The following is a 26,224-nucleotide window of genomic DNA, read 5'->3' as shown; positions in this document are numbered from 1 at the left end:
TATAAAAATTCACCACGTAAAAATCTCTATATAAACAACAATGCAAATCTAAGGGAATAGCAAGAGGGTAACACGCTAAAGCTATGTTTCGTTTATTCGATTTTGCCATAAACCTAACGTTTATATGGGTTAACAGGGTTTATTCAATATTTTGAATCTATGGATTATCGCTGCTTTTTAGTAAAAACAATCGTTAACCGCCGTGAATAGGCATCAATTTTACTAAAAACTATGGATAAGGGATATGAAAAAGAAGAATTTGAAACACTAAAGATTAAAAGTTCAGTAGCCGGTCATTTTAGAAAATTTAGTAAAATGTTATCAAGGTCCCAGTCGATGACATTACTCCTGATGATGGACTTTTTTGAAGAAAATGGAATTTCACCGACAGAGAATTTAGGACCACGGATGGAGACCTTGGAAAACAGGATTTCTTTGCTGATAAAGAAACGCATGAACGGAATGATCGCGATACTGAAGGATATCGAAAAATCCCAGACCAAACCTACGGCGGCAATGCTGTATGCCCTCTTTGAACAAACCGAACCGGTCAAAAAGCCAATGATGGTAGAGAAAAAGTACTTCAAAGAAAAAAAGCAGGTACGGTACCAAGAAAGAAATAACGATAACAAAATCACGGGAATGTGATGGAAAAAGTGAACTACATCGCTCACCTGAATGCCGTCTTCGAAAAATTAAACGAGGACGATAGGGTCAAACAAGGGCACATTACCTTGTACCTGGCGTTCTTCCAGAAATGGAACAGGGAGTACTTTAAAAAGACCTTGACCATAAATAGGACAGCCATAATGAAAAGGGCAAAGTTCAAATCAAAAACGACTTACCACAATTATCTGAAGGATTTGAACGACTGGGGATATCTAGTTTACTTTCCCTCCTTTCATCCGGCAAGGGGCTCAAGAGTAAGGCTTCCCATTTTCGGGACAAGTAGTGGTACAACCTCTGGGACACTTCCACGTCAAAATTTGGCCAGCAGCGTACCGGAACCTGGCCAAAATCTGGTACCTTCTTTTAAACATAAAACAAAAGAAAACTTAAATAAACTGGAAAGACCAAAAAATGGCCGGGCTGTTTTAATTTTTTTTAGAGAGAATAATTGGCAGGAAACGGAAGGTAGAAAATTCTATGCCTACTATGAATCAAAAAATTGGAAACTACGAGGAGGTCTAAACATCAAAAACTGGAAAGCGCAAGCTAAAAAGTTTGTAGAGAAGGGTATTGAAGGTAAACAAGAATTGACCACGCCAATTTCTGGCTATCTAAAAAAACTTCAGAGTAGGGTTGAAAGAAATTTTGAAGACCAACTTTAAAGATTTACATAAACTTATTTCTTAAAACTGCCATGTCTTTTCCTACTTTCATATCCAAAATCTTGGCGTAATGTTGCGTGGTTCGCAAATTCGTATGACCGAGCATTTTACTAACGGATTCTATAGGAACCCCATTTGTAAGCGTCACCGTTGTTGCAAAGGTGTGCCTGGCTAAGTGGAAAGTCAAGTTCTTCACAATACCACAGCAATCTGCAATTTCTTTAATATACGAATTCATTTTTTGATTGCTCAGTACGGGCAGAACCAAATCTTTTTCTTTCAAAAGCTCATCATCTTCGTATTTTTCAATGATAGCCAGGGCAATGGGTAAGATAGGAATATTACTTCTAGTATCGGTTTTGGTCCGTCTGGTTTTAATCCATTTCTCGCCGTCTGAACCTATTACGATATCGGCATTGGTCAGTTTCTTAACATCTGCATAGGCTAGGCCTGTGAAACAACAAAAGACAAAGATGTCTCGTACTTGATCTAAGCGTTTTATCTTAAATTTTAAATCGATAATACGTTGAATCTCCCCTTCGGTTAAAAATTCACGCTCAACAATTTTCAGCTTTCCCTTCCAATTTACAAAAGGGTCTTTATCGATCCAATCATTCGCATAAGCTATGCGAATGATTTTTTTAAAATTGGTAATATATTTAATTGCGGAGTTATGCGCACACTTACGGGTCATTTTAAGGTAGTATTCGAAGCCTGTAATGAACTTGTGGTCCACATCTTGGACCGGAATATCATTTTTCTTGTACTTCTTCCTAATATATTCCGTGACGTGTTTTTTACAGGTGCGATAGCGTTCCGCTGTACCAGGGGAGAAACCCTTGCCTATAAGACTTTCGACTTCATCATTATGTTCCTGGAATATTTCTAGGAGCATTTTTTTTATTTTGTCCTTGCCCAATAGTACATCGCGCATATCAGAAGCGGAATAAGAAGCTTTGTCCTGTTCAAAATTCCTCTGAATCGAATAAATTCTATTTTTTATATCGCTTAAATGTCTATTGATTTCTTGAGCATCAGCAGAGTTTCCCATCACTAGTTGGGTTCGAGAGTTCCACAAGTCAAGGTGGACTTTTCGGTGGACGCTAAATTCTGACCGACGGCTGTCAAGTGTTATTCTCAGGAAAATCGTAGTCTTACCTGCAGAATTTACTTTACTTTTTTTGATGAAAAATAGAAGGGAAAGTGGACGTGACATAATTTTGAGCTTAAATTTGCTTTAATTTAATCAAAAAATCACAATTAATAATTATTGTAAGAAACTTATTATCAGTTATTTATGAATATCTGGTGGACCTTTTTGGATTTACTCAACCTCCACCGAATTAGCCCCTTTTAGAATGATATTATTTGATATTAAATGAAATCAATAAAAATGAAAAACCCTGTAAATCAACGATTTACAGGGTTTTTGGTGCCTTTTAAAGGACTTTTCGCGGAGAAAGAGGGATTCGAACCCCCGGAGGTGTGACCCTCAACAGTTTTCAAGACTGCCGCATTCGACCACTCTGCCATTTCTCCTGAGTGCCTCATCAGGTATTCCCTGAATGCGGGTGCAAATATATAAAGGATTTCTTATCTAATAAAGCCTTTTCTTATTTTATTTCAATCTATTTCATCAAACCTAAATTCAAAAGGAATTAAAAGGCTGAAATTCAGTTTTTAAGTACCTTGCCAACATGACAAATTCTCTAGTCAGTATACTGATTCCGTTTAAGAATGTAGAAGATTATTTTGAGGAATGCTTAGAATCTATTCGCAATCAAACCTACCAAAATTGGGAGGTATTAGCGATAAATGATCATTCAGAGGATAAAAGTTTAGAAATTGCCGAACGATTTTCGCATTTAGATAGTCGTTTTAAAATTTTTTCGAATAATGAATCGGGTATTATAACTGCTCTTCGAAAAGCATATGAGAACAGTAGTGGTGAATTCATTACCAGAATGGATGCTGACGACCATATGACAAAAGATAGAATTAACTTAATGTTAAAGTCCTTAGAGGAAAAAGGAAAAGGCTCGTTAGCAATTGGTCAAGTAAAATACTTTGCTGAAAACGGAGTAAACGACGGATATGATCGTTATGAAAAATGGCTGAACCAATTGACTGCTGGCGGAACCAACTTTCAAGAGATTTATAAGGAATGTGTGATTCCCTCCCCCTGCTGGATGGTTCACAAAGATGACTTAGATACATGCGGAGCTTTTCAGCCTGACAGATATCCTGAAGATTATGATCTAGCCTTTAGGTTTTATGAAAAGGGACTTACCTGCATACCGTGTACCAAATCATTACACTATTGGCGAGATTATGATACGCGTACATCAAGAACAAGCGAGCATTATGCTCAAAACTATTTTCTAGATATTAAACTGCATTACTTTTTAAAACTAGAATATAATCTAGCCAATACCCTTGTATTATGGGGAGCTGGCAAAAAAGGAAAAACGATTGCCAAATCATTAGTTGAAAGTAATATACATTTTAAATGGGTCTGCGATAACCCAAAGAAAATAGGAAAAGATATTTACGGTATAAAATTGATTCATTATTCTGAACTTAAAAAAATGGAAAGACCTCAGAGCATTATTACCGTAGCAAATGCAGAAGAACAGATGAGCATAAAATCTTTCTTTACCGGACTACATCATAAACCTTCGAAAGATTATTTCTTCTTCTGTTGATTTTATTCAATTTTAAAAAATTGAAATTAGTTCTGATCAAATAATAGTTGTTATCAATTAAGCTTGTAAATTCAAAATAATTATCTTTGACCTAATCAAAAACAGGGATGCAATTTAAATATCCAGAAATACTTTGGGGCCTTTTACTATTACTCATTCCTATATTAATTCATCTTTTTCAATTACGCCGTTTTAAGAAAACACCATTTACCAATGTAAAATTCTTAAAGCAAGTGGTTTCAGAATCACGAAAAAGTAGTTCATTAAAAAAATGGCTTTTGCTACTTGCTCGATTAGGCTTGCTTGCGGCTTTGGTCATCGCCTTTGCACAACCCTTTATTGCAAATGATTCTGCACTACAAGAAAAAGAAACAGTCTTCTATTTAGATGATTCCTTTAGTATGAATGGTCAAATTGAAAATGAAAATCTTTTCAAAAATACTATTCAAGAGTTTATACAACAGATACCAAAAGATCAGCGGTTTACTTTATTTACCAATAAAAAAGTATTTAAAGATGTTGAAATTAAGGATATTCAAAATGAATTACTCACCCTTAATGTTACTTCTGAACAACTTAGTATAGCCGAAATAGTTTTAAAAGGCAACACCTATTTCTCTAATATTACTGGTCTACAAAAAAACTTAGTACTTATATCTGATTTTCAACAACGTATGGGTACTATTCAAAAGGTTGACTCCATTAGCAATGTCAATATAACGTATATTAAACCTTCGAACAACAACATTATAAATACTTCCATTGACTCTATTTATATAGAAAATAGAACTAACGAAACTTTAGAATTAGTTGCACAACTTTCTACAAATTCTAGTGAACGAACTATTCCTGTTTCTTTATTTAATGAAAATGAGTTGATTGCCAAAACGGCGGCTAAATTCAATGATAGTAAAAATGCAGAAGTCCGATTTACGGTAAATGCCAAAGATGTTATTTTAGGAAAAGTTGCTATAACCGATACCGGACTCAATTATGATAATCAGTTTTATTTCAATATTGATAAAAAATCAGAGATAAAAGTCTTGGTTATTGGTACGACATCGGCAGATTTTTTAAAACGAATATATTCAGATGATGAGTTTGATTTAACGATTAGCACATTAGAACAACTGAATTATAGTACTATAGACAATCAAGATTTAGTGATTCTCAATGAAATTCAAAAAATACCAAGTTCACTTAGTACTGCCCTAAAATCGTTTAGCACTAATGGTGGTAGTTATGTTTTAATACCCGCTACTGACGGGGATTTCAATTCATATAACGAATTAGCAACTTCTTATAACACTCGCTATATTAATACCGTAGTTCAAGATATGGCCATTTCTTCTGTAAAAACGGAACACCCATTGTTCACAAATGTGTTTGAAAAGAAAGTGACCGATTTTCAATTCCCTAAAACAAAAGAACATTACACAATAGTTACAAAAGCACCTATTGCTATTGAATTTCAGAATAAAGAACCTTTTTTAATAGGAAGTGAAAATGCATATTTCTTTGCAGCATCTATAAGTAACGATAATTCAAATTTTAAAAATTCACCATTAATTGTTCCTACATTTTACAATATGGGAACAAACAGTTTAAAACAGCTTCCTTTGTATGCAAGTCTTGGTAGTCAGGTTGAAATAGAATTACCTATCACCTTGCAACAAGATGATGTCATTAAAATATCAAACGAAAAAAATGAATTCATTCCACAACAAAGGGTCTTACCAAAAAAGGTAAAGGTCAAATTTATAGATAACCCGAAAGAAGCGGGCATTTATAAAATCATACATAATGAGAACATTATTAGGCATATAAGTTTTAATGACAACAGAAAAGAAAGTGAATTGCGCTATTCTCAATTACCTGAAGAAAATAGCGATTCATCTTTATCAAATTTCTTTTTAGAAAATCAAAAAAACAATGCCATAAACGAGTTTTGGAAATGGTTTGCTATTTTAGCATTCACATTTGTACTCATAGAAACATTACTTCAAAAAATCTTAAAATAAGCGATAACTGAATTACCCAAGACCCTATGAATACACTTTTAAAATCAGTAACGATAGTAAATGGGAGCACTAAGAGTCTTCACCTTAAAAAAAGGGATATTCTTATTAAGAACGGAGTAATTGAAGCTATTGAAACTTCTATTGAGCCTACAGGAAAAACCAAGGTGATTGAAATAAACAACCTTCATGTTTCGATTGGTTGGTTCGATAGCGGTGTAAGTTTTGGAGAACCAGGTTATGAAGAGCGAGAAACAATCGAAAACGGATTACTTACAGCTGCTAAAAGTGGTTTCACAGATGTGATTTTAAATACTAGTAGTCATCCTACACCAGATTCGTCTTCTGATATAGTATATCTTAAGAGTGCAGCTAAGGATCAATTGACAAATTTGCATCCCTTAGGCAACCTTACCGTAAAAGGTGATGGTGAAGCTCTTGCTGAGCTTTATGATATGAAAAATGCGGGTGCACTAGGCTTTTATGATTACAAACACCCAGTGTCTAATGCTAATCTTCTAAAGATTGCCTTACAATATGCACAGAATTTTGAAGGCTTAGTTTTTTCTTTTCCGCTAGATAAAACCATCTCTGGAAAGGGAATCGTAAACGAAGGAATTAATAGCACAAAATTAGGCTTAAAAGGAATTCCTGCTCTGGCAGAAGAATTACAGGTAGCAAGAGATTTATTTATTCTTGAATATACAGGCGGTAAACTATTTATACCAACAATATCAACATCAAATTCAGTTAAATTAATCGCAGAAGCCAAGAAGAAAGGTTTAGAGGTCTACTGTAGTGTTGCTGCACATAATTTATCAATTACAGATGATGAACTTCAAGATTTTGATACTGAATATAAAGTAATGCCACCTTTAAGAACGGCATCAGATATAAAAGCGTTACAAAAAGGGTTGAAGAATGGTACTATAGATTTGGTAACATCTGATCATACCCCTTTAAATATAGAACTAAAACACGTTGAATTTGATAACGCTGATTTTGGTTCTATAGGACTTGAGAGTATCTTCGGAATGTTGAACGAATTACTAGGAATCGAAGAAGCAATTACTTTATTAACCAAAGGAAGGTCTATTTTTGGAATGGAAGTACCTAAACTTGAAGTTGGTCAAGTAGCAAACTTGACACTTTTTAATCCTGATGATACTTTCGAATTTTCTGAAGAGCATATTTTTAGTTCCAGTAAAAATTCAATTGCTTTGGGCAAAAAAATGAAAGGTAAAGTAATGGGCACCATTGCGAACAATCAATTAGTAGTTAACAATTAGTAATGGAAAACAAGAATAACATACCAGGAAAAACTACAGCAATTATTGCTTACCTAACCATCATTGGAGCCATCATAGCATTGTCGATGAATATGGAACCAAAGCATCGTTTTGCAAGATTTCATACACGTCAAGCATTCGGGCTACATTTAATGTTTCATGGTTTCGCCTTATTTTCAAGTGTCTGGTTTAACCAATACGCACTTTACGGTCTTTACCTTTGTTATATCGTACTTTGGGTTTATGGCTTTTTAGGAGCCCTAAGCGATAAAGAACAAGAGGTCCCAATAGTAGGTCCGTATTTTCAAAAATGGTTCACTTTTATTCAATAATTCAATGACAACAGCTCCCCTATCTTTAGAACATATTATAAGACCATCTAGCCTTACCGATAAAAAACCACCAGTACTTTTTATGTTACATGGTTATGGTAGCAATGAAGAAGATTTATTTTCTTTCGCCCCAGAATTACCTGAAGAATTATGTATTATAGCTGTACGTGCACCTTACATTTTACAACCGTACGGATATGCATGGTATGCCATAAATTTTGATGCAGAAAAAGGAAAATGGAGCGATGATGATCAAGCTATTGATTCTCGTGATAAAATTAAGAGTTTTATAGATGAGGCTTGTTCTACCTATGGTTTAGATGAGCAAAATGTAAACTTACTTGGGTTTAGTCAAGGTACCATTCTAAGTTATGCCGTTGCCCTATCCTATCCTGAGAAGGTTAAAAATATTATCGCTTTAAGTGGCTATATCAATGAAAAAATATTAAAAGATTCGTACGCCGAAAATGACTTCAAAAATTTAAGTTTCTATTGTTCTCATGGTGATATGGATCAAGTTATACCAGTGGATTGGGCAAGAAAAGCTCCTAAATTTTTAAAAGAATTAGGTATCGAATATATTTATGAAGAGTTTCCTGCGGGGCATGGTGTTGCACCTCAAAACTTCTATTCTCTAAAAAAATGGATTACTGGTAAAATTTAATTACTCCGAGTATATAACAAATGATCAACCAGGGTAAAATCTACCCCTAAGTCATCTTTTAAGTCGTACTTAATCAATAATTCACCCCAATATTTTCCATCGGAAAAATCGGTTAGAATCCATTTGTGATTCAGTACTTTAATTTTATTTATCTTAAAATCGTTTTGCATTCCCTCATAAGGCACTAACGGATTATCTCCTTTTTGCTCATTGGTTTCCAATAGTTTATCAGCAACATAACCTGAAGGATTATCTAATTTAAGGTGGTCAAAATAAGCAAGAGCATCATCGTTGTTCTCCAACGAAAAATACTGCATATCCAATACTTTCAAATTAGATTTCTGAACAGAATCTTTCAGCATCTCTATTTCACTTTGCAATTTAGAAATTCTATTATCACTCGCTTCAGCAAAATTACCGCTACTAACGAATAGATATAAACAGATTAAAGAAACAAATAAAAACAGGTAAAGGAATATTTTGCTTTTCATAGTTATAAGGTAATAGTTAAATTATCGTAAGCTAAATGTACATTCTTAGGTAACTCTTTCTCGACCTCGTCATGAAAACCTAGTAAATGACTTATGTGTGTTAAATAAGCTTTCTCTGGTTTTATCTTGTCAATAAATGCGAGTGCCTCGGCTAAATTAAAATGTGATATATGTGGTTCTATTCGCAATGCATTTACAACAACGACTTTAGATCCTTTAATTTTTTCAATTTCCTTTTCTTTAATCGTTTTCACATCAGTGAGGTAAGTGAAATCCCCTACCCTATATCCAAAAACCTGAAGCTTATTATGTAGTACATTAATAGGCGTCACTTCTTTATCACCAATAAAAAAAGATACTTTATTTTTTACTTTATTAATATGAACCGATGGCGCACCAGGGTATTTATCTTTTTCATTTAAAATATAGCCAAAACGTTTTTTTAAAGATTTCACTACACGTTTATGAGCATAAATAGGAATATCCCCCTGCTTAAAGAAAAAAGGACGAATATCATCAAGACCTGCAGTATGGTCGGAATGTTCATGAGTATATAAAATGCCATTAAGATGACCAACACTTTGCCGTAACATCTGTTGTCGAAAATCCGGACCACAATCAATCACATAATTATAATCTTTCCAGGATAGTAATATAGATACTCTAAGACGTTTATCTTTTGGATTATCACTTAAACAAACCGGATGGGTACTACCAATGATTGGAATACCTTGAGAAGTTCCCGTTCCTAAAAAAGTAACACGTAAATCATCTGTCATGTGCTACAAATTTAATTCCTTTTTAATAAAATATGGGTTTCAAAATTATAAGATCGTGGTAATAAATTAGCAATTAAAACAATAACCGAAACTTATACCATTTTTTTCGGGCTATTGCCCTTTGTAACAACCATTCTTTATAACTTTGTTAAAAGCTAAACAGGTAAAAAATGGCATCCGTATTAAAAAGAGATAGTGTCTTTGAAAATATTCCTTCAATAAAAGCAAAGACCTTACGTATAAATCTGAATCCAGATATATATGGAACTTTCGCAGAAATTGGTGCAGGGCAAGAAACTGCCCGTCATTTTTTCAGATCCGGTGGAGCTTCTGGTACCATTGCAAAAGCAATGAGCGCATACGATAAAGATTTCAGCGATGCTATTTATGGTATTGAGACTGATGGACGTTATGTGACACAAGCACGTTTAAAAACAATGCTTGATCATGAAATGCAATTAATGAAAGAACGAATTAGTCGTGATAACCATCCCGATAGATTATTCTTCTCTTATGCCAATACCGTTGCTACAATTGATTTTTCAAAACGTTATAAAGGTCATGGTTGGGTAGGTATTCGCTATCAGCTAGATCCTAATCAAAAGGAGTTCGATGAAATTATCCTTCATATTCGATTTAAACAAAATGAAGCTAGATTACAACAAGAAACCTTAGGTATTCTTGGTGTCAATTTGATTTATGGTGCTTTTTACAAATATCATAAGCCAAAAAAAATGTTGAAATATCTATATGACCATATAGATAAGGATACATTAGAAATCGATATGGTTAACTTTTCAGGTCCTAATTTTAAGGATGTAGATAACCGATTAATGAGTTTGCAACTTATTAAAAATGATATGACAGATGCAGTTATGTTTGGTCCTGATGGCAATAATCTTTTACCGGCAGCTGTACTTTATAAGAAAAACATCTTGGCATTACGTGGTAGTTTTAGACCTGTTACCAAAGTGAATTTGGATATGTTCGAGAAATCATATGACATTTTTATTAGGGATAAACAAGTAGACCAAAATAATACTATCGTTATTTTTGAAATTACCCTTTCTAACTTAAAAGCTTCAGGAGAAATTGATGAGCAAGATTTTATGGACAGGGCAGAATTATTATGTTCATTAGGACATTCTGTAATGATTTCTAAATTTCAAGAATATTATAAGTTAGTTGAATACTTTAACAACTTTACAAAGAATAGAATTGGTCTTACCATGGGTGTTAACAATTTGGTAGATATTTTCGATGAAAAATATTATCGTCATTTAAGTGGAGGAATTCTGGAGGCATTTGGTAAGCTTTTCTTTAAAGATTTACAGGTTTACCTCTACCCTATGAAAAATACTGATACAGGTCAGATTATGACTAGCAACAATGTTAAGGTTCATCCACGTATGAAAGAATTATACAAGTTCTTTAAATACAACGGCAAAGTTATGGACATCATCGATTATGAACCTGATGTGATGCATATATTCTCTAGAGATGTTCTTAAAAAATTAATGAACAATGAAGAGGGTTGGGAAGAAATGTTGCCAGAAGGTATTGCTGAAATAATTAAACAAAAAAATCTTTTCGCTAGAAAAACAATAGAAGTAGAGGCCAACGATTCTTAATCACAAAACCCTTATTATTAAATAATTAAATACAAAAATCGCTCATTAACTAATGAGCGATTTTTGTATTCCACACTATAGAATCAACTATTCTAAAAGCTGAGCAGCGTGATCTTTTGTCTTTACTTTATCTATAACTTTAGTCACTAGAGCATCACCATCTACTACAAAAGTCTTTCTATGAATACCATCGTATTCTCGACCCATGAACTTCTTAGGTCCCCAAACTCCGAAAGCATTAATTACCGTATGGTCTTCATCTGCCAATAACGGAAATGGAAATTCATATTTGCTTTTAAATTTCGCTTGTCTAGTTTCAGAATCTGCACTTACCCCTAAAAGTTCATAACCTTCAGCTTGCAATTCTTTATAATTATCCCTTAAATTACAGGCTTCGGCAGTGCAACCAGGTGTACTTGCTTTTGGATAGAAAAAAACGATTAATTTTTTCCCTTTATAATCTTCTAAACTAATGGTAGTACCATCTTGGTCTTTAGCTGTAAACGAGGGTACTTTATCGCCAATTTTTAACGTATTCATAAGTGAAGTTTTATAAATTTGTGTTTAAATATTATCACTCAAAATTAAACAATTAATGACTAAGGCAGAAAAAATAGCTTTTACAATTTCGAAACTACAAGAACTTTACCCCGAAATTCCTGTTCCCTTAGATCATAAAGATCCTTATACCCTACTGATTGCGGTTTTAATGTCTGCCCAATGTACAGATGTGCGCGTAAATAAAATTACTCCTCTGCTATTTGCCAAAGCTGATAACCCATATGATATGGTTAAATTAAGCGTTGAAGAAATTAGAACCATTATAAGACCAGTAGGATTATCTCCTATGAAAGCAAAAGGTATACACGGACTTTCAAGAATTTTGATTGATAAACATAACGGTATTGTGCCTCAAGAGCTAGAATATTTAGAAGAACTACCTGCCGTTGGTCATAAAACTGCGAGTGTAGTTGTATCACAAGCATTTGGTATTCCCGCTTTTCCTGTTGATACCCATATTCATAGATTACTTTATAGATGGGGGTTTACCAATGGAAAAAATGTGGTTCAGACAGAAAAAGATGCAAAAAGATTATTTCCAAAAGAAATTTGGAATGATCTTCATTTACAAATTATATGGTATGGTCGCGAATATTCGCCGGCTAGAGGTTGGGATATGGAGAAGGATGTTATTACAAAGACAATTGGGAGAAAAACAGTATTAAATGAATACTATAAAAAGAAAAAAACCCGCTAATTGCGGGTTTTTTTATTAGTTTAAAAAGGTTTCGAAACTTAAATCTTCGTGCTCAAATTCAAAAAGTGCCTGTGAATAACTCAACAAAAAGTTGATTGTTTTAGGACATACTTTATTAAATCCGGTCTGTTCTTGGTAATTAGAGTAAATTTTTTCCATACTTCCTACGTTGTTACACTAAAATAACGACGCAAATTTGGAAATATTGTTTATTCTATTTTCCGCTACTCTTAATTAGTAAGAACTATATTGTTTTTTTCAATGATTTTTCTAAGGTTAATTAATGCATATCGCATTCTACCTAGAGCTGTATTAATACTTACTCCTGTATTTTCCGAGATTTCTTTAAAACTCATATCCTTGTAGATACGCATTAAAAGAACTTCTTTTTGATCATCCGGTAATTCTTCAACCAATTGTCTTAAATCGGTATCGATTTGATTCTTTATCAATTGTTTTTCGGCATTTAACTTATCATCTCCAATTACAGAGAAAATATTAAAGTCATCACTACCTTCAAACATTGGCATTCTCTTATTTCTTCTGAAGTGATCTATAATAAGGTTATGAGAAATTCTCATTACCCAAGGTAAAAATTTACCTTCCTCACTATACTTACCTCTTTTCAAGGTTTTGATTACCTTAATAAAGGTATCTTGAAAAATGTCTTCTGTGATATCCCTATCTAAAACCTTAGAATAGATAAAACTAGTAATACGTTGATTGTGTCTGTTGATTAATACTTCTAAGGCACTTTCTTTACCGCTGATGTAATCCCTAACTAATTCTGAGTCTTCAATTTGTAGTTTCATACGAGTTACTTTCTTTAATTGGTTAAGATTGGGAAAATCTTGTTAGTTAAATGGTTTGTTTTTTATTTCTGATATAAAACTAGAGAAAAGGGGTGCTGTGCAAAAAAGTATGTTGTCAAACCACGCTTTTTTGATGTGAAACATCGAAAAAGTATATTTCGACACAATAAAAGCCAATTTGGAAAGTTCAGAGCGCAAATTTGAGAGACCAAAATTCTGAACATAAATAAATGGTACATATAGTAACCATATAATAGATGTGTACAATTCTTATCATTTAAGTAGATGTATTTTACTTATAAGCAAGTTTCAAGAACATCTAATTACCTTAAATCATAGGCTTAAACGAAAAAACCCCTAGGCAAAGCCTAAGGGTTATATATTATTGTAAAGTGGTTTTAGTTTAAGTTACTTTCAAACTGCAAACCATTTGCTTCTATTATTTCTAAGGATTTAGAATAAGATAGTAAAAACTGAATCGTTTCAGGTTTGGTCTTTACTAAAACAGTTTTATTCTTATTCTTTGTGTAAATTTTTTCCATGATTCTTGTTGTTTAGGTTCAACTAAAGAACGACACATGAATGAAGATAGTAGATCCACTCGACCTGTAACCTATTAATTCGTTAAAACAATACTATTTGCCTCTACTAACTTTCTGAGGTTAATTAAAGCGTAGCGCATTCTGCCCAATGCAGTATTAATACTCACACCAGTATTATCAGAAATTTCTTTAAAACTCATATCCTTATATATACGCATTTCTAAAACTTCTTGTTGATCTTCTGGCAGCTCTTTAATCATCTTCAACAAATCTGAATCTATTTGCTCTTTAATCAGTTGCTTTTCAGCATTCAAATTATCATCACCTAACAGAGAAAAGATATTATAGCTTTCCTTGCTATTATACATTGGCATTCTATTATGCTTTCTAAAATGATCAATAACAAGGTTATGTGCTATACGCATTACCCAAGGTAAAAATTTACCTTCTTCATTATAAGCTCCTTTCTTTAAGGTACGAATGACCTTCATAAAAGTATCTTGAAAAATATCTTCGGTTAATTCGCGGTCACCTACTTTAGAGTAGATAAAACCTGTAAGACGAGAATTATGACGATTGATAAGTGCTTCAATCGCTCTTTCATCTCCTTGTATATATTGCTTAACTAATTGGGAATCTTCAATTTTCACTACCATAAACTTTACTTTAAGGGTTAAAATGTAGCCCCAAATTCAATGAATAAGGGTCCAGTGGTTAAATTCTAACTTTAAAAAAGTAATGTTGCTATATAGGCTAATTGAATTTTTATAAGATCTCAAAGATATAAAAAAATAAATACTCTTATAAAAATGTGAAAGTTTCTTACTGTATTTTAGATAAACTGCATTTTTTAGTTCAGAAAAAAGGCAAAGCGTATCTTTGTAAACTTAGATATTTGTATGCCTACATTAGCCGAAATAAATCCGAAAGAAAACATCATAATTAAGGGAGCAAGACTTCACAACCTTAAAAATATAGATGTTGTAATTCCTAGAAATAAACTTGTTGTAATTACCGGATTATCTGGGTCTGGAAAATCTAGTTTAGCTTTTGACACTCTATATGCAGAAGGTCAAAGACGATATGTAGAAAGTCTTTCTTCTTACGCAAGACAGTTTTTAGGAAAGTTAGATAAACCGAAAGTTGATTATATAAAAGGTATTGCCCCTGCTATTGCTATTGAGCAAAAGGTAAATTCTACCAACCCAAGATCTACAGTAGGTACAACTACAGAAATTTATGATTATATAAAACTCTTATATGCACGTATTGGAAAAACGTTTTCTCCTGTTTCTGGTAAGGAAGTAAAAAAGCATACTGTAACTGATGTTGTTAATCATGTAAGAACTTTTAAAGAGCAAACTAAACTATTACTTCTTGCCCCAATAACCATAAGAGATGATAGAGATGCGATAAAATCGTTGGAGTTATTTTCGAAACAAGGCTATGCTCGTATTAAAAACAAAGGCAAGGTTATTCGTATCGACCAAGCTCCAGAAGATATTGGCAAAACATTTGATCTAGTTATAGATAGAATAATCACCAAAGACGATGAAGATTTCTACAACCGACTGGCAAATGCGGTTGACACTGCTTTCTTTGAAGGTAAGGGTAATTGTATTATTGAAGAATTAGGTAACGGAAATCAGACGCCCTTCAGTAATAAGTTTGAACTGGACGGAATAACCTTTCTTGAGCCCAATGTACATTTGTTCAGTTTTAATAACCCCTATGGTGCCTGTCCAAAATGTGAAGGCTACGGTGACGTAATTGGTATAGACGAAGATTTGGTAATACCAAATACTGCTCTTTCTGTTTTTGAAAATGCTATTTTTCCTTGGCGAGGTGAAAGCATGAGCTGGTACCGTGACCAATTGGTGAATTCTGCTTATAAATTTGATTTCCCCATTCACAAACCATGGTTCGAATTATCGGAAGAACAACAACAGTTGGTATGGAAAGGTAATGACCATTTTATCGGTTTACATAAGTTCTTCGGAATGCTGGAAGAGAAAAGTTATAAGATTCAGAACAGGGTCATGCTATCTAGGTATCGTGGTAAAACTAAATGTGATGTCTGTAATGGAAAGCGTTTACGACCAGAAACTGATTATGTAAAAGTTGGTGGAGCATCTATTTCATCATTAGTAGGTTTATCCATTGAAAAATTGATTGTTTTCTTTAACGAACTGAAGCTGAATAAAAATGATGCTACCATTGCATCCAGATTATTGATAGAAATAAATACGAGACTTGGTTTTTTAGAAAAGGTAGGTCTAGATTACCTTACCATAAATCGTAAATCAAATACTCTTTCTGGTGGTGAGAGTCAGCGAATTAATTTAGCGACCTCTTTAGGAAGTAGCTTGGTGGGTTCTATGTATATATTAGATGAGCCAAGTATAGGTCTACACCCAAAAGATACCGAGAACCTTATTGAGGTTCTTATATCGCTAAGGAATTTAGGAAATACAGTAATTGTTGTTGAACATGATGAAGATATCATGAAAGCAGCAGATATGGTTATTGATATAGGACCTGAGGCTGGTACACATGGTGGAAAAGTTGTTGCACAAGGAACGCTTAAAGAAATATTAAAATCTAAATCTCTAACGGCGCAATACCTTAATGGTAAAATGGAAATTAAGGTTCCGAAAGAACGAAGAACTTCTAAAAACCACATTACAATAAAAGGTGTTAGAGAGCATAACCTTAAAAATATAGATGTAACCTTTCCGCTAGATATGCTTACTGTGGTAACTGGAGTTTCTGGTAGTGGAAAAAGTACCTTGGTAAAGAAGTTACTTTACCCTATTATTTTAAAGGAAGTAGGTGGTTATGGCGAAAAGGCTGGTCAATTTATTTCTGTAGAAGGAAACTACAAACATATAAAGCATGTAGAATTTGTAGATCAAAACCCAATCGGCAGGTCTTCACGTTCTAATCCGGTTACCTATATTAAAGCATATGATGATATTAGAAACTTATATGCTAGTCAGAAATTAAGCAAAATTAGAAATTACCAGGCGAAACATTTTTCTTTTAATGTGGATGGTGGCCGATGTGAAAAATGCAAAGGTGAAGGGGAGATTACGGTAGAAATGCAGTTCATGGCCGATGTTCATTTAGAATGTGAAACATGTGGAGGTAAACGCTTTAAGAAAGAAGTGTTAGAAGTTACTTTCAACAATGCCAATATTGATGATGTTCTTAATATGACCATCGACGATGCAATCCTATTTTTTGAAAATGGAGAGCAGACCAAAATTGTAACTAAGCTTAAACCATTACAAGACGTCGGCTTAGGGTATGTGACATTGGGGCAATCCTCCTCTACTCTTTCTGGGGGTGAAGCACAACGTATTAAATTGGCTTCTTTCTTAATAAAAGGAAGTACAAAGGATAAAGCCTTATTTATTTTTGATGAACCTACTACAGGATTACACTTTCATGATATTCAAAAACTATTGAAATCTTTTAATGCTCTAATTAAAAAGGGACATTCAATTGTTGTAATAGAACATAACATAGACTTAATAAAATGTGCCGATTATATTATTGACCTTGGCCCGGGTGGTGGGGAAAATGGTGGGCAATTACTAGCTGAGGGCACGCCAGAAGAGGTAGCCAAAAGCAAAAAATCTTTTACTGCTGGGTATTTAAAAGGTAAGCTAAATTAGGAATACAGCATAAAATTTCAGTAAAACTCAAACTTATAAATTCCATTAAAGTATTGATAATCAATATTTTAATGGAATTTTTATTTTTTTGGCACGTTGTTTGTAATATGTTAACCGAGTGTGAATATTTATACTCAAAATTTAAAACCTTATATCATGAAGAAATTAGTACTCCTTTTTACGGCGATGATTTTAGGCACTACAGGTGTTTTCGCTACAAGTATTAAAGAAGATAAGGTTGCTACCAGCAATGCTTATAGATACGACAACTCATTTATTTTTATAGAAAATGGAATTACATTTTCTGTATATCCTGACGGTGAATTTGATTTCTATATTGATAATCAAATAACTGGTAGCAGAAACGGTGTAACCTTTAACTCTGGTTTTGATTATAGCCCATATGCTCAGTATGATGATTATGGTGCGGTGATACAAGTTGAAAATGTTCCCATTTATTATGACTATTATGGTCGTGTTAATCAAATTGGTGATGTAGATATCAATTACTTAAACAACCGTGTACGTAGAGTTGGTGGAATGAATGTTTATTATAACAACCGTGGTTTTTATGATTACCACACTGGTTATATCAACATATATAATAGAAACTATGTGTATCGACCATTTCATAGATGGTTTGTAAGACCAGCAATAGGTTTCAGTTTCGTATATAATAGTCCTTATAGAAGACATTATACACCTATTAGATATTCTTACTATAGCCCATATAGAAATAATTATAGAAAATCTTATGTAAATGTTGGTAAGCAATATAGATATAACAAGGTAAGAAATGAAAGAGCTACTATTTACAGAAACGATAAACGTGTTGCTGTAAGAAACAACTCTTATAGAAGTAACAGAAGTGTTGCAAAGAGAGATAATGCGATAAAAAGCAATAGAGCAATAGCATCTAATAACAAAACAAGAACCAGTAGAAGTTCAACAGTAAACAGGTCAACTACAGTAAGACGTAGTAATACCAACAGTGGTAGATCTGCACAAAGTAGAACAGTAGCTAGAAGTTCTTCTAATAATGGAACGGTTAAGCGAGGTAATAACTCAGCTGTACGTAGTACACCAAACAGAACGATTACTAAAAGACAGGTAACTAGTACCCCAAGAAGTTCAACTGTAAAAAGAAGTACTACTACGTATAAAAAACCAGTGAGCAGAAGTGCAAATACAAGAACTGCTAAGAATACTAGAACTCAACGTACTAGTACTGCTAGAACCGCGACTAAAAGTCCGTCTAGAAGTCAAAGTAAAATTAGTAGAAGTTCAAGTTCTAGATCAGTAAGTAAAGCTCCTTTAAGAAGCACAACTTCAAGATCAGCTACAACAAGAAGTAGTAGAAGAAATTAAAAATAGTTTTTAGGTTGGTTAGTTGTTAAGCGCCGTAATGAATACGTTCATTGCGGCGCTTTCTTTATATTTCCCTATTATCAGAAACAGGATTTAGAAATAACTTTTTAAACTTTTTAGGAAACGGCGAATTTATATACATTTTCTCTTTCGAAATAGGATGTGTAAACCCCAAAGAATGCGCCTGTAAATAAAGTCCCTTTCCTTTTAAAAGTAAATCATTTAAATAATATGTTGCATCACCTAAGATAGGATTTCCAAGTGCCAACATATGCTTCCTTAACTGATGTCGTCGACCTGATCTAGGACTTAACTTAACCAAATTCAAACATTCAAATCGTTCAGAAGCAATACTTTCTAAAACTTGATAGGATGAAATAGCCACTTTTCCATCAATAGGTATATCTACCAATCCTGATGATTTCATACATCCAATGGTAACTGCAAAATATGTTTTATCAATCTGCCTGCTTTCAAATAATTGATTTAAAGCGGTTATTGATGTATTGGTTTTACCTACCATAAGACAACCTGTAGTTGCATAATCTAAACGATGAACAGGTTGTGGTTGTACCGCATCAAAAACAGGACTTGCCTTCAAGTTTTGACCCAAGGCATTAGCTACCGTCTTAAAGCTATTTCCACTTACTAAAATTCCCGCTGGCTTATTAATTATCGCCAAATAATCATCCTCATAAATAACCTCAAGTTTTAACTTAAGGCGCGTTTCCGTTTCGTTATCTGAGTTATAATGATATTCGATTCTTTCTCCTCCTTTAATAAAAGTTGCTGTAGTTGCAACCTTACCATCCACAAAAACCATTTTCTTCTTAATAGCTTTTTTCAAAGCAGATTTAGAAGATATTCTTTTGAACACCCCTACCCCATATTCTTGTAGTCTTTCTACTTGCAAATTAAACGCTACGATATGTGTTTCTACTAATTGCATATTGGTGAAACTATAGTAGATAGTATTACAATTAGATCTACTAAGTAATTTTTGAATTACAAAATTAAGGATGTGGGTTAATTATTACGGCATTATAAATTTAACTTTTCTTCAAATTTAAAATAGTTCAGTTATACCGTAAAGATGAAAAGAATGAATCATAAAATTATTAGACAGCTTATAATTCTGTTACTTATCATATTTCTAGGAGGGTTGATTATAAAATATATGTTACCCTATATATCTGGGGTTTTGGGGGCTCTTACCCTATATGTTATTCTAAGAAAATGGATGATAAAGCTAATCAACAAAGGTATAAAGAAATCCAGGGCAGCTTTACTACTTATTTTCGCAGCAACCATCGGTATTTTTATACCCTTATCAGGAGCTGTTTTAATGTTAAGTTCTGAATTAGGAAATTTGGCAGATAAATCTGAAGAGGTAACCAAAGCTTTAAAAGAACAAATATTTCAACTTGAAAAATATATACAGTATGATGTTTCCTCTACCATAGATCCTAAGCAAGCATCAGGTTGGCTAACTGAAAATTTACAGGGTTTCGCTTCTGGAACATTTAATATGATTATTTCACTAGGTATACTCCTATTCATACTTTATTATATGTTAATAAGTCCTAAACAATTAAAGGAATCATTACTAGAATACCTTCCCTTGAGCAATAAAACTTTAGTAATATTAGGCAAAGAAATAGATAGTGTTGTACGTTCAAATGCAATAGCAATTCCTTTGGTGGCATTGGCTCAAGGTATTATTGCACTTATTGGTTTTTTTATTTTCGGAATCGAAAATCCATTATTCTGGTTTGTTATCGTAACCATAGGCTCCATGATTCCTTTTATAGGAACTTTCATTGGTATATTTCCTGTATTTGTATTAAGTATAGCAAGTGGTAATGATTTTCAAGCATGGGGAGTATTGCTTTACGGAATTTTAGTAGTTGGTTTGACAGATAATGTAATTCGTTTATTCGTATTAAAAAAACTCGATAGTATACATCCGCTAATCACATTAATTGGAGTATTAATTGGTATACCCCTATTCGGGTTTGTCGGTCTTATTTTTGGTCCACTAATTATAAGTCTTTTCTTAATTATAGTAAAGATTTATAAGCAGCAATACGGAATACAAACCTCTCGTCAAAAAGTAGAAGCTAAGATGTAATTAACGACTTAAGTATTTATTTAAAAAACCATATACATCTTCAGATATCTTAAATCTATATAGAACACCTAAATACATAACTATCATTAATATGCTTTTTATGGCAATGTTTACTATAGGATGAAAAGGAAGAGAAAATGTTGAGAATATCACTCCCACAATAACCAATAAAGCAAGAACTTTATAGGTTTCATGTGTAAAAGGAACAATTTTAAATTTAATCTTTACATAGGCTAATTTCAATGTATTATAGATGAAAAACGCAGTGAAACTAGCTATTGCAGCACCATCTATGCCGTAAGTTGGTATAAGCCATAAGTTGAAAACAATTGCCAAAACAGCCAATAAAACTCCGAAAAACAAAATAGAACTGTAGTAGTCTGAATTGAATAATATGGAATTATTATTACCCAAAAGAGAATCATAAACCTTTGTCAATCCTATCCAAAAAACAATCATAAAACCTCCGGAATATTTTTCGGGCAGCAATTCATATAAATCATTTAGATTAAGCAGTATCAAAAGAAAAAGCAAACCTGAAACGATGAAAAGTGTCAAAGAACTTTTTTGATACAATTCTTTTAGAGCAGGCTTATTTTTATCATTTAAATATTTCGCCGTTAAAGGATATGTTATTTGATGCATAGCTCGCGAAGGAACAGCTATTGTCGATGCTATAAAACCAGCAACTGCATAATAGGCTACATTTTCAATTTTAAGAAAATTATTTAGCATTACCTTATCAACTTCCAAAAGTACAATGGCAGTAGAACCTCCTAAAATAATTAAAGCACTATATTTTACTATATTTTGCCAGTTCTGAGGTAAATTAAAATTGAGTTTAGGCTTCCGTACACGGTAAGCATAAAATTTCATGATTACTGTTCGTAGCAAATAACACCCTACCAATGCATTGATAAAAAACTCAATATCAATTATCTTAAACCATAATAGCAATAACAATAGAGTTTGAGCGATTCTACAAAAAACTTCTTTCATAAAATTACCGAACATCGATTTCATTCGTATTCGTGCCCACGCATAAAACACTTCGAAATAGGCCATAGCCATACCTACAAAAAAGATATGCCACACATAATCTCGAACTACGGCATTCTCTTTTGATAGTAAATTACCAATGGCTTCATTCGCAAAATAACTTAGTATTCCAATAGGTATTATGAGAACCAAGGGAAGCAATAACATTAAGGTTAAAAATCCATCTTGACCACTATCAGTTTTAAAGCTAGAATAGAATTTAACTAAACTATTAGGCACTCCAAAAGCAAGAATAGGCATCAATACCGCAGAAACCGATAAAATAACTTGAATTAGCCCGTAGTTATCAGGCTGCATAAAATTTGTGTACAAAAACAATGTATTGACTGCTCCTATTGCAAAACCAATATAGGTTACAATGGTGTTGTTCAATGATTGTTTTAGTATGATACCCATTAAATATTTTCAGCCAATTTTCGAGTGAGTTCTCTTCTACTATATTGTTCAATATCGTTTGACAAAACCGATAATTCCCCTTTCTTAAATTGTTCAAACCAATTTAAAAGTACGTTTTTAAGGGTAATGTCATCAGAATGTTCAAATATGAATCCTGATTTGGTTGATTTAATAATATCAGCAACTTCCCAGTTTTGGGGACCTACACCTAGAATGGGGCGCTTGGCAGCCATGTATTCAAATAACTTTCCTGGAATTATACCTGCTGTTTCTAGTGAATTAATCTCTACCAATAACAAAATTTGAGAAGTTTTTTGATATTCTAAAGCTTCTTCATGTGAAACATATCCGATAATTTGAATATTTTCTTGCAAGTCCAAATCATTTATCGTTTGTAATACATCATCACTAATTACACCAATAAACTGAAGTTTTAAGGCTTTTTTAAAATCAATACTCTGTTTCGTCAACTCAGATAAAACCCGCCATAAATTAACAGGGTTTCGTCCTGTAAGCATAGAACCAATATGAGAAATAGTAAAATTATCATCAAGCTTTTGATTGCTTGATATATCACCATCAAAACCATTTGTAATTACTTTAATCGGTTGATTTGTAATTTGCTGAAATTCGTTTTTAGTGGTCTCACTAGTCACTATAATTTTATCTGCTGAATTAAGTACTTTAGATTCTAAGCGCTTATGTTTCTTTTCTGCGAGTGAAGTGAGTTTTAACTTTTTATGATAGCCTATAGTAGTCCAAGGATCTCTGAAATCTGCTATCCAATTTAGAGATTTTATTTGTTTTAAATGATATCCAATTAAATGCACACTGTGTGGTGGGCCGGTAGTGATTATTGTACCGATACTTTCTTTTTCTAAAACATCTTTTAAATAGTTAACTGATGGTTTTATCCAAAATTTTCGAGCATCGGGAATAAAGAGATTACCCCTCACCCATAAAAAAACTCTTTCAATAAAAGACTGATTTTTAGATTGTATAATACCTGAACTAATACGCTTGGTCTTCTTACTTGAAAACAATGAAGCTAGTCGATAAGGCTCCTTTATAGGATGCTTATATATAGTTAAATTGTTCGGTATATCTTTTAAAAGGGATTCATCCGTCAGGGGATAATGTGGGCTCTCAGGAATATATAGTACGGGTTCAACATCAAAATCTCTGAGATACTTAACAAATTTGAGCCAACGCTGTACACCAGGTCCGCCAGCAGGTGGCCAATAATAAGTAATGACCAAAACCTTTCTCATTATTCTTCTTCCTCTTTTTTAGCCTTCCAAAAAGAAAAACCTAATCCCCCAACAATAACTAAGCCTAACAAAATAGTACTAGCAAGAGTTATTTTACTTCCTTGAACTACTACTTCTGGTTCAAATTTGAATTCTATTTTATGCTCTCCCGAAGGAATTGTTAAAGCTCTAAGCACATAATCAACTTTAAAGTAATCGCTCTCTTGACCATCTATATAAGCATTCCATCCATTCACATAATACATTTCAGAAAAAACGGCAACACCTTCATTACTATTCTTTGAAGCGTACGTAAGATGATTTGGCTCATAATCGATTAAAGAAATTGATGCTGTAGAATCAACCGGATACTTCAATTGTGAAATATCCTTGTTTATTGAAGCATTAAAAACTGCACTACTTTTGGAATCTAAACTATCTAAAGCCAGAATTTCAGCATTAGCATTTTCAACAGGTTTAAGTTCCTTAATGAACCAAGCATTTCCATTGGCATTTGGGTTTTCAATTGGAAAAGAATTGCCTTCTTCATCTTTTCTAATTACATACTTAATATTCAACATATTTAAAACCGTGAGATTTCCATTATAAATATGAAAATCAAAAAGGTCTTGCATACCAGCAGGTTTCGCTGCATGATACCCTGTAATACTTTGATGAAAATATGCTGTTTTTGCTGAATCAAATCCGTCTGTTTGGTCAAAAACACGAAATACACCATCGTCTTTAGCAATCAGTTTATCTGCCGCAGATTCTTGAAAAGGCTCCAACATTTTACGTTTAGATACAAAATTATCATTGTTCACATAACGTAAATCGACTCCGACTAAATCAACTACCACTAATACACCAATAGCAATAATTACGAGATTCATTTTTAATTTCTCCTTCAAATAAAACCAAATCAATAAAGAAGTTACCAATACATAACCTAAAGAACGAAGTAAATCACTTGTATAAACGCTCATCCGATCTAAACGTAACATTTCTGGTAGCTCTTCTAACCCAGTCATTCGTAAGTTATCATCAGAGACACCAACAAAGTCAAAAGCTCCTTTAAATACAAATAATAATACGCCAATTCCTAAAACCGTTCCAGCAGCTAAAGTCAAAGATTTCATTTTATCCCCTTGCGGTACTTTATCCATGAATAACTTTTTTAAAGCTAGAATTGCCAAAATTGGCACACAAAGCTCTAATACTATCTGAATTGATGAAACCGCTCTAAACTTATCGTACAACGGAAAATAGTCTATCATGAAATCGGTAAGTACACTAAAGTTTTTACCCCATGATAAAACCAAGGATAATAAAGATCCAATTAATAGCCACCATTTATGCTTTCCTTTCACCAAAAACAATCCTAAAACAAATAGAAAGAATATTACGGCCCCTAAATATGCAGGACCAGATGTACCAGGTTGGTCACCCCAATATAAAGGCAAACCACTTACAAAATTTAAAGCACTAGACCTTGGCAAACCTTTATCAATTAAATAATTAAAGGACTTAGAATCTTCACCTAAATTCTCCTGACTTGCCCCACCAAAAAGACGTGGCACAAACAGGTTTAATGATTCAGTAATTCCATAACTCCAATTGGTTATGTACCCTTTACTTAATCCGCCAGTATCTTCTTTTGCAGAACCATCTGGGTTGATGGTTAATTCACTTTTACCACGTGTACTCCAATCTGCATATTCTTTTGTCGCCATTAATCCCGTTGCATTAGCAGCAATACCAAGAGTAACTGCTACTAGCAAGATGCCAACAGAAATAAAAAAATGTTTTATTTGTTTTTCCTTTATGGCATAAACCAAATACACCATACCCAAAACAAGTACAAGTAGCATAAAGTAATACGTCATTTGATAATGGTTAGCAGTAATTTCTAAGGCCATTGCCAAGGCCGTTAAAACAAAGCCCCAAAGATATTTTTTTCGAAAAACAAGAACAATCCCTGCCAATAGAACAGGTAAATAAGCTACGGCATGTGCTTTTGCATTATGCCCTGCACCTAAGATAATTATAAGGTATGTTGAAAAACCAAAGGCTAATGCTCCGACTATTGCTAAACGATAATCAACCTTTAAGCAACACAGAAGAATGTAGAATCCTATGAAATATAAAAAGAGATAATCTGCAGGTCTTGGTAAAAATCGAATTAAACGATCTAATTTCTTAATATAATTATGAGGATAATTTGCTCCTAACTGATAAGTCGGCATACCACCGAATGCGCTATTTGTCCAATATGGTTCTTGATCATTAGATTTTCTAAAATCGTTCTGTTCTTTGGCCATCCCAGTATACTGAGCAATATCATGCTGGTACATTACCTTACCTTGAAGAACAGGGCTGAAGTATGCCAAAGCAGCAATTATAAAAAATACAATAACAAAAAAATGGATGAAAAAGAATTTTAAGCCTTGCTTCATTTGCTAAATAAGTAGTGTTTTTACAAAGATAA

Annotated in this window: 24 protein-coding genes and 1 tRNA gene; 12 read left to right on the top strand and 13 right to left on the bottom strand. The window is 33.3% G+C overall.

The window, feature by feature from the left end; all coding sequences use genetic code 11:
• Positions 1–231 precede the first annotated feature (231 nt).
• Both AAC084_RS15605 and AAC084_RS15600 read left to right on the top strand, forming a co-directional pair.
• Positions 232–648, top strand: coding sequence for a BfmA/BtgA family mobilization protein (locus AAC084_RS15605; protein WP_027066584.1), 417 nt, complete (start codon positions 232–234; stop codon positions 646–648).
• Positions 648–1,331: a hypothetical protein gene (locus AAC084_RS15600; RefSeq protein ID WP_116772255.1), complete on the top strand. Its 684-nt coding sequence runs from the start codon at positions 648–650 to the stop codon at positions 1,329–1,331. Before AAC084_RS15605 ends, AAC084_RS15600 begins: the two co-directional genes overlap by 1 nt.
• Before the next feature lie 4 nt (positions 1,332–1,335).
• On the opposite strand, the gene AAC084_RS15595 is transcribed toward AAC084_RS15600, so the two are convergent.
• A complete protein-coding gene (locus tag AAC084_RS15595; protein WP_027066583.1) occupies positions 1,336–2,547 on the bottom strand; it encodes a site-specific integrase in 1,212 nt (403 codons plus the stop codon).
• A 238-nt stretch (positions 2,548–2,785) separates the two neighbouring features.
• Positions 2,786–2,870 (bottom strand) — tRNA-Ser (locus AAC084_RS15590).
• 158 nt (positions 2,871–3,028) lie between these two features.
• Here AAC084_RS15590 and AAC084_RS15585 point away from each other — a divergent pair.
• The 5 genes from AAC084_RS15585 to AAC084_RS15565 all read left to right on the top strand — a co-directional run bounded on the left by AAC084_RS15585 (position 3,029) and on the right by AAC084_RS15565 (position 8,339).
• Entirely contained in the window at positions 3,029–4,036 is a 1,008-nt protein-coding gene (locus AAC084_RS15585; protein ID WP_339841133.1) for a glycosyltransferase family 2 protein, read from the top strand.
• Positions 4,037–4,143: 107 nt separating this feature from the next.
• Positions 4,144–6,057, top strand: coding sequence for a BatA domain-containing protein (locus AAC084_RS15580; protein ID WP_339841132.1), 1,914 nt, complete (start codon positions 4,144–4,146; stop codon positions 6,055–6,057).
• Between the two features lie 26 nt (positions 6,058–6,083).
• Positions 6,084–7,343: a dihydroorotase gene (locus AAC084_RS15575; RefSeq protein ID WP_339841131.1), complete on the top strand. Its 1,260-nt coding sequence runs from the start codon at positions 6,084–6,086 to the stop codon at positions 7,341–7,343.
• Positions 7,344–7,345: 2 nt separating this feature from the next.
• Positions 7,346–7,675 (top strand): hypothetical protein, encoded by a 330-nt coding sequence (locus tag AAC084_RS15570; RefSeq protein ID WP_339841130.1) that lies wholly within the window; start codon positions 7,346–7,348, stop codon positions 7,673–7,675.
• Between the two features lie 4 nt (positions 7,676–7,679).
• Entirely contained in the window at positions 7,680–8,339 is a 660-nt protein-coding gene (locus AAC084_RS15565) for an alpha/beta fold hydrolase (protein WP_339841129.1), read from the top strand.
• Here AAC084_RS15565 and AAC084_RS15560 read toward each other — a convergent pair.
• The gene (locus tag AAC084_RS15560) at positions 8,336–8,830 is read right to left on the bottom strand and encodes a hydrolase (protein ID WP_339841128.1); all 495 of its coding nucleotides are present in this window, start codon (positions 8,828–8,830) and stop codon (positions 8,336–8,338) included. The genes AAC084_RS15565 and AAC084_RS15560 overlap by 4 nt on opposite strands.
• A gap of 2 nt (positions 8,831–8,832) precedes the next feature.
• Complete coding sequence (locus AAC084_RS15555) at positions 8,833–9,609, bottom strand: MBL fold metallo-hydrolase (RefSeq protein ID WP_339841127.1); 777 nt, start codon at positions 9,607–9,609, stop codon at positions 8,833–8,835.
• 170 nt (positions 9,610–9,779) lie between these two features.
• Between AAC084_RS15555 and AAC084_RS15550 the strand changes: the two genes are divergently transcribed.
• Positions 9,780–11,240: a TonB-dependent receptor gene (locus tag AAC084_RS15550; RefSeq protein ID WP_339841126.1), complete on the top strand. Its 1,461-nt coding sequence runs from the start codon at positions 9,780–9,782 to the stop codon at positions 11,238–11,240.
• An 87-nt stretch (positions 11,241–11,327) separates the two neighbouring features.
• On the opposite strand, the gene bcp is transcribed toward AAC084_RS15550, so the two are convergent.
• Positions 11,328–11,780, bottom strand: coding sequence for a thioredoxin-dependent thiol peroxidase (gene bcp, locus AAC084_RS15545; RefSeq protein WP_339841125.1), 453 nt, complete (start codon positions 11,778–11,780; stop codon positions 11,328–11,330).
• A gap of 55 nt (positions 11,781–11,835) precedes the next feature.
• Between bcp and nth the strand changes: the two genes are divergently transcribed.
• Positions 11,836–12,498, top strand: coding sequence for an endonuclease III (nth, locus tag AAC084_RS15540; RefSeq protein WP_339841124.1), 663 nt, complete (start codon positions 11,836–11,838; stop codon positions 12,496–12,498).
• 15 nt (positions 12,499–12,513) lie between these two features.
• Here the strand turns inward: nth and AAC084_RS15535 are convergent, their stop codons facing one another.
• The 4 genes from AAC084_RS15535 to AAC084_RS15520 form a co-directional block, all read right to left on the bottom strand.
• Complete coding sequence (locus AAC084_RS15535; RefSeq protein ID WP_339841123.1) at positions 12,514–12,657, bottom strand: hypothetical protein; 144 nt, start codon at positions 12,655–12,657, stop codon at positions 12,514–12,516.
• A gap of 71 nt (positions 12,658–12,728) precedes the next feature.
• Positions 12,729–13,310, bottom strand: coding sequence for a sigma-70 family RNA polymerase sigma factor (locus tag AAC084_RS15530; protein WP_339841122.1), 582 nt, complete (start codon positions 13,308–13,310; stop codon positions 12,729–12,731).
• 398 nt (positions 13,311–13,708) lie between these two features.
• Positions 13,709–13,852: a hypothetical protein gene (locus AAC084_RS15525; protein ID WP_339841121.1), complete on the bottom strand. Its 144-nt coding sequence runs from the start codon at positions 13,850–13,852 to the stop codon at positions 13,709–13,711.
• 74 nt (positions 13,853–13,926) lie between these two features.
• Entirely contained in the window at positions 13,927–14,508 is a 582-nt protein-coding gene (locus AAC084_RS15520) for a sigma-70 family RNA polymerase sigma factor (RefSeq protein ID WP_339841120.1), read from the bottom strand.
• Positions 14,509–14,751: 243 nt separating this feature from the next.
• Here AAC084_RS15520 and uvrA point away from each other — a divergent pair, with 243 nt between their 5' ends.
• Together uvrA and AAC084_RS15510 are read left to right on the top strand one after the other, a co-directional pair.
• Positions 14,752–17,532, top strand: a complete 2,781-nt coding sequence (gene uvrA, locus AAC084_RS15515) for an excinuclease ABC subunit UvrA (RefSeq protein ID WP_339841119.1) — start codon at positions 14,752–14,754, stop codon at positions 17,530–17,532.
• Between the two features lie 156 nt (positions 17,533–17,688).
• Entirely contained in the window at positions 17,689–18,900 is a 1,212-nt protein-coding gene (locus AAC084_RS15510) for a hypothetical protein (protein WP_339841118.1), read from the top strand.
• Positions 18,901–18,964: 64 nt separating this feature from the next.
• Here AAC084_RS15510 and AAC084_RS15505 read toward each other — a convergent pair whose 3' ends face one another.
• Positions 18,965–19,849, bottom strand: coding sequence for an RluA family pseudouridine synthase (locus AAC084_RS15505; RefSeq protein ID WP_339841117.1), 885 nt, complete (start codon positions 19,847–19,849; stop codon positions 18,965–18,967).
• 153 nt (positions 19,850–20,002) lie between these two features.
• On the opposite strand from AAC084_RS15505, the gene AAC084_RS15500 reads away from it, so the two are divergent.
• The gene (locus tag AAC084_RS15500; RefSeq protein ID WP_339841116.1) at positions 20,003–21,031 is read left to right on the top strand and encodes an AI-2E family transporter; all 1,029 of its coding nucleotides are present in this window, start codon (positions 20,003–20,005) and stop codon (positions 21,029–21,031) included.
• Here the strand turns inward: AAC084_RS15500 and AAC084_RS15495 are convergent, their stop codons facing one another.
• The 3 genes from AAC084_RS15495 to AAC084_RS15485 are packed head-to-tail and all read right to left on the bottom strand — an operon-like array spanning position 21,032 to position 26,192.
• Positions 21,032–22,486 carry a lipopolysaccharide biosynthesis protein gene (locus AAC084_RS15495; protein ID WP_339841115.1) on the bottom strand — a complete coding sequence of 485 codons (1,455 nt, stop codon included), beginning with the start codon at positions 22,484–22,486 and terminating at the stop codon, positions 21,032–21,034.
• Positions 22,486–23,757 (bottom strand): glycosyltransferase family 4 protein, encoded by a 1,272-nt coding sequence (locus tag AAC084_RS15490; RefSeq protein ID WP_339841114.1) that lies wholly within the window; start codon positions 23,755–23,757, stop codon positions 22,486–22,488. The genes AAC084_RS15495 and AAC084_RS15490 overlap by 1 nt, the downstream gene beginning before the upstream one ends.
• Complete coding sequence (locus AAC084_RS15485) at positions 23,757–26,192, bottom strand: YfhO family protein (protein ID WP_339841113.1); 2,436 nt, start codon at positions 26,190–26,192, stop codon at positions 23,757–23,759. Before AAC084_RS15485 ends, AAC084_RS15490 begins: the two co-directional genes overlap by 1 nt.
• Positions 26,193–26,224: the final 32 nt, after the last annotated feature.

It is taken from the genome of uncultured Maribacter sp., assembly GCF_963977385.1.
Classification (GTDB): domain Bacteria; phylum Bacteroidota; class Bacteroidia; order Flavobacteriales; family Flavobacteriaceae; genus Maribacter.
This window is presented reverse-complemented; position numbering and strand designations above follow the sequence as displayed.